The organism is Massilia sp. CT11-108, assembly GCF_047302915.1.
GTDB classification, from domain to species: Bacteria; Pseudomonadota; Gammaproteobacteria; order Burkholderiales; family Burkholderiaceae_D; genus Telluria; species Telluria orientalis.
This window is the reverse complement of record NZ_JBKYMO010000250.1, coordinates 1-8,259: the sequence shown is the minus strand read 5'-3', so window position 1 is coordinate 8,259 and position 8,259 is coordinate 1. Positions and strand designations below refer to the sequence as shown.

The following is an 8,259-nucleotide window of genomic DNA, read 5'->3' as shown; positions in this document are numbered from 1 at the left end:
CCAGCCAGTAATACAGGAACAGCGCGTGGTTCCCGGTCGGGAACGTGTGCGCGAACGTGTAGCGGCGCCCGCCCTTGCGCATCGCGGCGGCCAGTGTGCCGAGGTCCGTCACGCCCTGGCGGGCCAATGCGCGCGACAGGGTAATCGCTTGGCCATTACGCGATAAATTCATCAGCACGGCCATGCGCGCGGGGGGACTCCCAATGCCGTTTTCCACGCCGTACAACAACCCATACAGGACGTGCGCCGCGTCGATCTCGCCCTGCAGCAGGCGGTCGCGCATGCCCGACCACGAATGCTGGCGCGCGAGTTCGAGCTTGATGCCGTATTTGTCGTCCAGCCCGAGCACGGACGCCATCACGAGGGACGCGCAATCGGTCAGGGGCATGAAGCCGGCCCTGATCACGGTCTTTTCCGGCCGGTCCGAGCCGGCGATGAATGCGTGAGCCATCGTTTCCTTTGCTGTTTTAGCCGAGTAGATCCTCGACGTCGAGGATGCGCTGGGCGACTTCGGCCAGCTTGAGCTTCTTGTTCATCGCCATGGTGCGCAGCCGCTGGTAGGCCTCTTCCTCCGTCAGCCGGTTGCGCGCCATGAGCACGCCCTTGGCCCGTTCGATCAGCTTGCGGTCGGCGAGCTGGCGGCGCGTGTCCGACAACTCGTCCAGCAGCTTCTGTTCGCGGTGGAACCGCTTCATGGCCACGTCCAGCACGGGCTTCACGCGCTCGGCCTGCAGGCCGGCCACGATGTACGCGGTGACGCCCGCCTCGATCGCGGCATCCATGCTGGACGACGTCTGGTCGTCCGTGAACAGGACGATGGGCCGCGGCTCGTCGCGCGTGGCGATCACGATGTGTTCGAGGACGTCGCGCGCGTCCGATTCGCTGTCGATGATGATCATGTCCGGCTGGATCTGGGCGATCCGCTCCGGCAGGAAGATGTCGGCGGGCAGCGACGCGACGATGTCGTAGCCCGATTCCAGCAGGCCGATGCGCAGGGCCGTGTTGCGCCTTGCCTGCGCGGCGAGCGTGGCCTCGTCCGCGGCAGCGCTGGACGCGGTGTTGACGACGACGATGCGCAGGGTGCGCTGGACCTTGGACGGCGGTTTCATGCCCTTTGGATATGCAAGTTCCGGGCCAGCCGGTCAGATATTCATGTTTGCTATGTCCGCAGTGCGAATCAACATTAGTTGTCGCACAGAAAATATTCACAAAACGCATGGGAAGCATCACAAATCAAAAGTTCATTTATGACGCGGTTGTCCCTATACTGCATCGCAACACGACAGATTTCTCACCGGAGATGACCATGAACACCGCAACGATCAACCAGGCACAGAACAAGACTCTGCGCCAGCACATTGCCGACACCCTGGGCAAGATCCGCACCTTTGCGATCGAACTGTACGAAGCGCACGGCGGCCTGATCGTGCCCGACGCCGCCCAGCCGGGCAGCGGCGCCCTGGCCCGCCGCAAGATGCAGCAGCAGGCCGGCATCATCATCCTGGGCCCGTTCTGCGCAGCCGCGCTGGCTCCGGAAGCCGTCCGCGAAACGCCGAACAACTAATCAAGCCAAGGATACAGATCATGACCCCGTTCGAATACCTCACCGTCGCCATCGCTGCCGCCGCCGTCGTCACCCGTATCGTGATGTTCGTGCGCAACCCGTCGCTGACCGCGCCGTCCGAACTGTGGCTGGCGCAAGAGCCGACCGAACTGTGGATGGGCGAGTACGCGAAGCCGAAGGCAGCCGCCTGATAGCAAGCGACCACATCGTCTCCACACGCCCGGCATTGGCCGGGCGTTGTCTTTTGTGCGCTGCAATATCGATCATGGCCGCCACCGTACTTACGCACGCGCGCCACTCCTGCCAGCGAATCCACACAGCACCATAGTCGGCTGCGCTAGAATGCTTTTTTGCAATTTCTGACCAAGAAAAGCATTCTTGTTCTTCATTTATCCACCCGACTGATGATGCGACTCCCTGTCCTTACCGTTCTCGCCGCACTGCTGGCGCTACCCGCTGCCGCCTCCACACCCGTGACCCTCGACCAGGCCATGGCCAACCCCGACTGGATCGGTCCTCCCGTGGAAGCGGCGTGGTGGAACTGGGACGGCAAGCAGGTCATCTACAAGCAGAAGCGCGCCGGGTCGCCCCTGCGGGACACCTACCGCGTGAACGCGGCGAAGGCCGGCACGGCGGCACAGGTGACGGACGCCGAACAGGCGAAGCTGGACAGCCCGGAAATGCTGTACAACCGCGCCCGCACCCGCGCCGTCATCGTGCGCAACGGCGATTTGTTCGAGCGCGACCTCAAGTCGGGCGCCCTCGTGCAGATCACGCGCGGCAGCGGCGTGGCGATCCAGGCGGTCCAGTACACGGCCGACGAGCGCGGCGTGCAGTACCGCATCGGCGACGACTGGTTCGCGTGGGACCGCAACGACCGCGTGGCCGGCCCCGTCGCCCTGCCGCGCGCCGCCAAGGATCCGAACGTGACGGAAGCCGACGCGCTGCGCGACATGCAGCTGCGCCTGTCGACGATCCTGAAACGCCAGAAGGACGAGCGCGACGCCACCCGCGCGCAGGCCGAGGAACTGCGCCGCGCCGACCCGACCCGCGCGCCCGCGCCGATCTACCTGGGCGACAAGGTCGCGATCCTGAACAGCGCGCTGTCGCCGGACGGCCGCTGGCTGCTCGTCGTCACGGGTCCGAAGAACGCGGACAAGGGCCGCGCCGGCAAGATGCCCCGCTACGTGACGGAAAGCGGCTACGAGGAATTCTCGGAAGAGCGCACGCGCGTGGGCCGCAACAACCCCGCGGGCCACGGCCTGAAACTCGTGAACCTCGCCACGCGCGAGGTGAAGGACCTGGCGCTGGACGCCCTGCCCGGCATCGCGGTCGACCCGCTGGCCAGGCTGCGCGCGGAGCACAAGCTCGATCCGCTCAAGGGCAACCGTCCGGTGATGATCGGCTTCGACGGCGAAGCGATCACGTGGAGCCAGAACGGCGCCAACGTGGCCGTCATGTTCCGCTCGGTGGACAACAAGGACCGCTGGATCGCCACCGTCGACCTGCCGCGCGCGGCGCTCCAGCCGGTGCACCGCCTGACGGACGAGGCGTGGGTCAACTACGACAACAATGAATTCGGCTGGCTGCCGGACGGCTCGACCCTGTGGTACCTGTCGGAAGAAAGCGGCTACGCGCACCTGTACGTGCGCGACGCGGCCGGCCGCACGCGCGCGCTCACGCAAGGTAAATGGGAAGCGGGCGACGTCGCATGGTCGGCGGATGGCCGCACGGCCTGGCTGCTTTGCAACCGCAAGGCGCCGCACACGTACGAGGTCTGCGCCGTCGATGCGAAAGATGGCACCACGCGCGAAATCAGCAGCCTCGCGGGCGTGCAGGACTTCCGCCTGTCGCCGGACCAGAACAAGCTGCTCGTCCACTATTCCGGCCCGTACCTGCCGGCGCAGCTCGCGACCGTGCCGTCGCACGGCGGCGAGGCCGTCAGGCTGACGGACACGCGCACGCCCGAGTTCAAGGCGCGCGAATGGATCCAGCCGCAATTCGTGACGATCCCGTCGACGCACGGCGCCGATCCGATCTGGGCCAAGCTGTACCGCCCCGCGCAGCTGGAGCCGGGTAAAAAATATCCGGTGGTGATGTTCGTGCACGGCGCGGGTTATCTGCAGAACGTCACGCAGCGCTACACGCCGTACTTCCGCGAGCAGATGTTCCACAACCTGCTCGTGCAGAACGGCTACGTCGTCCTCGACATGGACTATCGCGCCTCGAAGGGCTATGGCGTCAAATGGCGCACGGCGATCTACCGCCAGATGGGCCATCCGGAACTGGACGATTACCTGGACGGCGTGAACTGGATGATCGCGCACCAGCAGGGCGACGCGGCCCGCGTGGGCGTCTACGGCGGCAGCTACGGCGGCTTCATGACCCTGATGGCCATGCTGCGCGCGCCGGACGTCTTCAAGGCCGGCGCCGCGCTGCGCCCCGTGACCGACTGGACCACGTACAACCACGAGTACACGGCCAACATCCTGAACACGCCGGACCTGGATCCGGAAGCCTATAAAACGTCGTCGCCGATCGAGTACGCGCAGAACCTGAAGGGCCACCTGCTGATCGCGCACGGCATGGTCGACGATAACGTGTTCTTCCAGGACTCCGTGCGCATGGCCCAGCGGCTGATCGAGTTGAAGAAGGACCACTGGGAACTGGCGCCGTATCCGCTGGAACGGCATTCGTTCGTGCAGCCGGAGGCGTGGTATGACGAGTACCGGCGGATCTACCAGCTGTTCGAGCGGACGTTGAAGTAAGCCCCTGTCGTCCCCGCGGAAGCGGGGACCCATGCCGAGCTGACTGCGGACACTCAGCATGGATTCCCGCATGCGCGGGAATGACGATTCATCAGTCGGTCTTCGCCCCGGCTTCGAACCACGCGCCCAACTCGGCGCGTTCCGCCTCCGTCATATTGGTCATGTTCGCCAGCGGCATCGCCTTGAGCTGCACGGCCTGCTGGTAGATGCGGGGGGCGTTCCGGGCGATGCCGTGCGCGTCGTCCAGCATCACGCCGGCCGGCGCGCTCGCGAACCCGGGCTGCGTCGGATGCGCCGCGTGGCACGACACGCAGCGCGCGCGCAGGATCGTCTCCACCCGCACAAACGGCACCGTCCCCGCCGACACGCTCGGCCGCGGCGGTGCCAGCACAGGTGCCAGCAAAATCGCAAGCCCCAGCAGCAGCGCCACACCGATCGCCGGATACACCCACTCGACGCGCCCCTTGTGGCGCAGGTTGAAGAAGTGGCGGATGAAGACGCCGGCCGCCATGATGGTGCCCAGCACGGCCCATGCGTGCGGGTGGCGGTAGGTCATCGCGAAGTGGTTGCTGATCATGATGAACAGCACCGGCAACGTGAAGTAGTTATTGTGGACGCTGCGCCGCTTGCCGCGGATGCCGTAGACGGGATCGGGCGTCAAGCCCGCGCGCATCGCCTCGACCATCTTGCGCTGCCCCGGAATGATCACCATCGCCACGTTCGCGACCATGATCGTGCCGATCATCGCGCCCACGTGGATGTAGGCGGCGCGGCCGCTGAGGAAGTGCGTGAGCACCCATGCCGCGCCGACCAGCAGCGCAAAGACCACGACGCCGAACGCGAGATCATGCTTGCCGAGAGGTGAACGGCACAGCAGGTCGTACACGACCCAGCCGGCGACGAGGCTCCCGAGCCCGAGGCCGATCGCCTGCCAGCTCGACAAATCGGCCACTGACCGGTCGACCATCATCGCCTGCGCATTCAGCCAGTACACGATGACGAGGAGCGCAAAACCCGACAGCCACGTCGAATACGCTTCCCATTTGAACCAGTGCAGCTCCGCCGGCAGCTCGGCCGGCGCGACGAGGTATTTCTGCGGATTGTAGAAACCGCCGCCGTGCACGGCCCACAGCTCGCCCGCCACGCCCTTCTTCGCGAGCTCGGAACCGGCCGCCGGCGGACGCAGCGAATTGTCCAGCCAGACGAAGTAGAACGACGCGCCGATCCAGGCGATGCCGGTGATGACGTGCAGCCAGCGCACCAGCATGTTCATCCATTCGAGACCATACGGGACCAGGTAATCCATCGAGGCTCCTCAGCGTGACCGGCAGGCGACACCGCCGTCGATATAGTTTCTAGAACATGAAAAATATCGTATATTTAAAATCAGACTACGTATATAACAATTCCATAAAAAACTCTCCCATGTCCAGCCTGCCCCAGCACCTCGACCTGCACCTGATCCGCATCCTTTATCTGCTGCTCGTCGAGAAGAACGTCTCGCGCGTCGCCCTCAAGTTGAACCAGCCGCAACCGTCGATCTCGGCGTCGCTGCGCAAGCTGCGCGAGCTGACGGGCGACCCGCTGCTCGTGCGCGGCGCGCGCGGCATGGTGCCGACGCAGCACGGCGAAAGCCTGCTCAAGCCGGCCAAGCGCATCCTCGACGAGACGGAGAGCCTGTTTGTCCGCAAGACGCCGTTCGTGCCGGAACAGGCCGACCGCACGTTCCACATCGCCGCGCCCGACTACCTCGACACGCAGTTCCTGCCGGGCGTCGTCGCGTCGATCCGGCGCGGCGCGCCGAACAGCCGCGTGACCATCCACCACCTGGGGCCGGGCACGGACTACCTGCGCATGCTGTCGGACGGCGAAATGGATCTCGTCATCGCCAACTGGGACGAGCCGCCCTCGCACCTGCACATCTCGAAACTGTTCGAAGACCCGATCATCTGCACGATGCGTGCCGACAGCGCCTACGCCAAGCGCACGGCGGCCGACGCGATGACGGTCGAGGACTACCTCACGCTGCCGCACATCGCGCCGACGGCGATGCTGCCCGGCTACCACGGCGTGATCGACGCCTTCCTCGAGCGGCAAGGCATGCATCGCAAGGTGGCCGTGGAATCGCCTTATTTCGGCCTGATCCCGTACATGCTCACGCAGACGGACCTCGTGCTGACGACGGGCCGCCAGTTCATCCGGTTCTACGAAAAGACGCTGCCGCTGAAAAACTTCACGGTGCCGATCAAGTTCCCGCCGATGCGTTTTTATCAACTGTGGCACCAGCGCGTGCACCAGTCGCCGGAGCACAAGTGGCTGCGCGACCAGGTGACGGCCGCGGCCAAGGTGGTGGTCAACCGGTAGGCACGCGTGGGCACAGGGTGCGCCCTACTGCTTGGCTTCCTGGCCTTTCTGCGCCTGCATCTCCTGCAGTTTCTGCTGCATCTGCGCCGTCATCTGCTGGAAGTGCACGGCCAGCCGGCGGCATGCGTCCTGCTTCGCTTCGCACAGCACTTTCATCTCGACGAACGTGCCCTCGTCCGTCTTGCGGACCAGGCGCCGCACGACGGCCGGGTAGGCCTCATGTCCTTGCGGCACGAACGACCACACGGCCACCTCCGGTTTCTGGATGGCGTACGTGGTCCAGCCGCCCGGATGGGAGAGCTTGGCGTCCGGATTCTTTTGCAGTGCGGCCAGCGCATCGGCGACTTTCTTGTAGCCGAGCGGACGGGGCTCCTGCTTCGACTGGGCGTGGGCCGCGCCGGAGAGGACCAGGGCGGCGGCGAGGAAGGGAATGGCAAATCGTTTCATGGGGCAAGAATGAATTAGCATGGCGACATCGTGACATGCCCGGCGCGTCCCAGCAACGCCGATTCGTGTAAAAATCACATGCGGCAAAAAATATTTGCGGAACGCATGAACCTTGGGGCGGCCGGCGGGTATTCACCGCAAAACAGCAGAGAGCGCATGCGTGGACGGAAAGATTGAAGGAGCGGCCGCGAACGAGGCCAGCCTGGTGGGTCGGATTGCGGCCGGGGACCGGCGCGCCTTCGAGATGCTGTATCGCGCGTACTTTCCGCGCCTGGCGCGCTTCCTCCAACGGATGACGCGCAGCGTGCCGCTGATCGAGGAAATCGTCAACGACACCCTGCTCGTCGTCTGGCAGAAGGCCGCCACGTTCGACGGCAGTTGCAAGGTGTCGACCTGGGTGTTCGCGATCGCCTACCGCAAGGCCTGCAAGGCCCTGCACGCGCTCGACGAACCGCTGGATGCCCCGGCCGACGAGTGCGCGGCGGGCGACGCGGGCCGGCCCGACTGGCGCTTCGAACAGCAGCGCCTCGCGCACGCCGTCGACGCCGCCGTCGCCACGTTGCCGCTGGCGCAGCGGGCCGCCTTCCAGCTGACCTTCTATCACGACATGGGTTACGCAGAAATCGCAGAAATCATGGAATGTCCCGTCAACACCGTCAAAACGCGCCTGTTCCACGCGCGCCGCCGCCTGGCAACGCTGCTGGAAGACCAGCTGGAGATCCGGCCATGAACGCTCGCACCGATCACCTCGACGCGCAGGACGCGCTGCCCTGGCTCGCGAACGGCACCCTCGCGGGCGCCGAACTGGAACGCGTGCAGGCGCACGTGGCAACCTGCGCGCACTGCCGCGCCGACCTCGCCCTGCTGCGCACGGTACATGCGGCCGGGCCGGGCCCGGACCTCGACTTCGATCCGGACCGCGCGCTCGCGCGCTTGATGCCGCAACTGGATGCGCCGCAACTGGATGCCGCACCGCCGCAGGCAAAGACCGGCCTGCTGCAACGCTGGCGCGACCGCGTCGCCGCCAACGACCGCACGTGGCCGCGATGTTGATGTCGGCGATCTGGCTGACCGACAGGTGGAACTCGCCCTTGATCACCGGCATCAGCGGTGCGC

The 8,259-nt window shown here is 65.5% G+C and carries 10 protein-coding genes; 6 read left to right on the top strand and 4 right to left on the bottom strand.

The genetic code is table 11. The features are described 5' to 3' along the window. Together ACEN88_RS19040 and ACEN88_RS19035 are read right to left on the bottom strand one after the other, a co-directional pair. Positions 1–451, bottom strand: a 451-nt coding sequence (locus tag ACEN88_RS19040; RefSeq protein ID WP_413342022.1) for a CmpA/NrtA family ABC transporter substrate-binding protein, incomplete at its 3' end; no start/stop codon positions are given. A gap of 16 nt (positions 452–467) precedes the next feature. Continuing rightward, positions 468–1,109 carry an ANTAR domain-containing response regulator gene (locus ACEN88_RS19035; protein WP_413342020.1) on the bottom strand — a complete coding sequence of 214 codons (642 nt, stop codon included), beginning with the start codon at positions 1,107–1,109 and terminating at the stop codon, positions 468–470. Positions 1,110–1,306: 197 nt separating this feature from the next. Here ACEN88_RS19035 and ACEN88_RS19030 point away from each other — a divergent pair, with 197 nt between their 5' ends. The 3 genes from ACEN88_RS19030 to ACEN88_RS19020 all read left to right on the top strand — a co-directional run bounded on the left by ACEN88_RS19030 (position 1,307) and on the right by ACEN88_RS19020 (position 4,332). Beyond that, positions 1,307–1,564, top strand: a complete 258-nt coding sequence (locus ACEN88_RS19030) for a hypothetical protein (protein ID WP_036229690.1) — start codon at positions 1,307–1,309, stop codon at positions 1,562–1,564. 20 nt (positions 1,565–1,584) lie between these two features. After that, positions 1,585–1,755, top strand: coding sequence for a hypothetical protein (locus ACEN88_RS19025; protein ID WP_156403645.1), 171 nt, complete (start codon positions 1,585–1,587; stop codon positions 1,753–1,755). Between the two features lie 216 nt (positions 1,756–1,971). After that, the gene (locus ACEN88_RS19020) at positions 1,972–4,332 is read left to right on the top strand and encodes a prolyl oligopeptidase family serine peptidase (RefSeq protein ID WP_413342024.1); all 2,361 of its coding nucleotides are present in this window, start codon (positions 1,972–1,974) and stop codon (positions 4,330–4,332) included. A gap of 91 nt (positions 4,333–4,423) precedes the next feature. Here ACEN88_RS19020 and ACEN88_RS19015 read toward each other — a convergent pair whose 3' ends face one another. After that, positions 4,424–5,638, bottom strand: a complete 1,215-nt coding sequence (locus ACEN88_RS19015; protein WP_413342018.1) for a urate hydroxylase PuuD — start codon at positions 5,636–5,638, stop codon at positions 4,424–4,426. Positions 5,639–5,757: 119 nt separating this feature from the next. Here ACEN88_RS19015 and ACEN88_RS19010 point away from each other — a divergent pair, with 119 nt between their 5' ends. Then, on the top strand, positions 5,758–6,696 hold the full coding sequence (locus tag ACEN88_RS19010) for a LysR substrate-binding domain-containing protein (RefSeq protein WP_056123089.1): 939 nt from the start codon (positions 5,758–5,760) through the stop codon (positions 6,694–6,696). 24 nt (positions 6,697–6,720) lie between these two features. On the opposite strand, the gene ACEN88_RS19005 is transcribed toward ACEN88_RS19010, so the two are convergent. Further along, entirely contained in the window at positions 6,721–7,143 is a 423-nt protein-coding gene (locus tag ACEN88_RS19005) for a hypothetical protein (protein WP_413342016.1), read from the bottom strand. Positions 7,144–7,303: 160 nt separating this feature from the next. Here ACEN88_RS19005 and ACEN88_RS19000 point away from each other — a divergent pair, with 160 nt between their 5' ends. Both ACEN88_RS19000 and ACEN88_RS18995 read left to right on the top strand, forming a co-directional pair. Next, positions 7,304–7,873: an RNA polymerase sigma factor gene (locus ACEN88_RS19000; RefSeq protein WP_413342015.1), complete on the top strand. Its 570-nt coding sequence runs from the start codon at positions 7,304–7,306 to the stop codon at positions 7,871–7,873. Then, on the top strand, positions 7,783–8,196 hold the full coding sequence (locus ACEN88_RS18995) for a zf-HC2 domain-containing protein (RefSeq protein ID WP_413342013.1): 414 nt from the start codon (positions 7,783–7,785) through the stop codon (positions 8,194–8,196). Before ACEN88_RS19000 ends, ACEN88_RS18995 begins: the two co-directional genes overlap by 91 nt. Positions 8,197–8,259: the final 63 nt, after the last annotated feature.

Excerpts from the sequence above, each read along its gene's own strand:
- ACEN88_RS19025 (WP_156403645.1), top strand. The coding sequence starts at position 1,585 with ATGACCCCGTTCGAATACCTCACCGTCGCCATCGCTGCCGCCGCCGTC.
- ACEN88_RS19035 (WP_413342020.1), bottom strand. The coding sequence starts at position 1,109 with ATGAAACCGCCGTCCAAGGTCCAGCGCACCCTGCGCATCGTCGTCGTC.
- ACEN88_RS19020 (WP_413342024.1), top strand. The coding sequence starts at position 1,972 with ATGCGACTCCCTGTCCTTACCGTTCTCGCCGCACTGCTGGCGCTACCC.
- ACEN88_RS19015 (WP_413342018.1), bottom strand. The coding sequence starts at position 5,638 with ATGGATTACCTGGTCCCGTATGGTCTCGAATGGATGAACATGCTGGTG.
- ACEN88_RS19005 (WP_413342016.1), bottom strand. The coding sequence starts at position 7,143 with ATGAAACGATTTGCCATTCCCTTCCTCGCCGCCGCCCTGGTCCTCTCC.
- ACEN88_RS19030 (WP_036229690.1), top strand. The coding sequence starts at position 1,307 with ATGAACACCGCAACGATCAACCAGGCACAGAACAAGACTCTGCGCCAG.
- ACEN88_RS19010 (WP_056123089.1), top strand. The coding sequence starts at position 5,758 with ATGTCCAGCCTGCCCCAGCACCTCGACCTGCACCTGATCCGCATCCTT.
- ACEN88_RS18995 (WP_413342013.1), top strand. The coding sequence starts at position 7,783 with ATGTCCCGTCAACACCGTCAAAACGCGCCTGTTCCACGCGCGCCGCCG.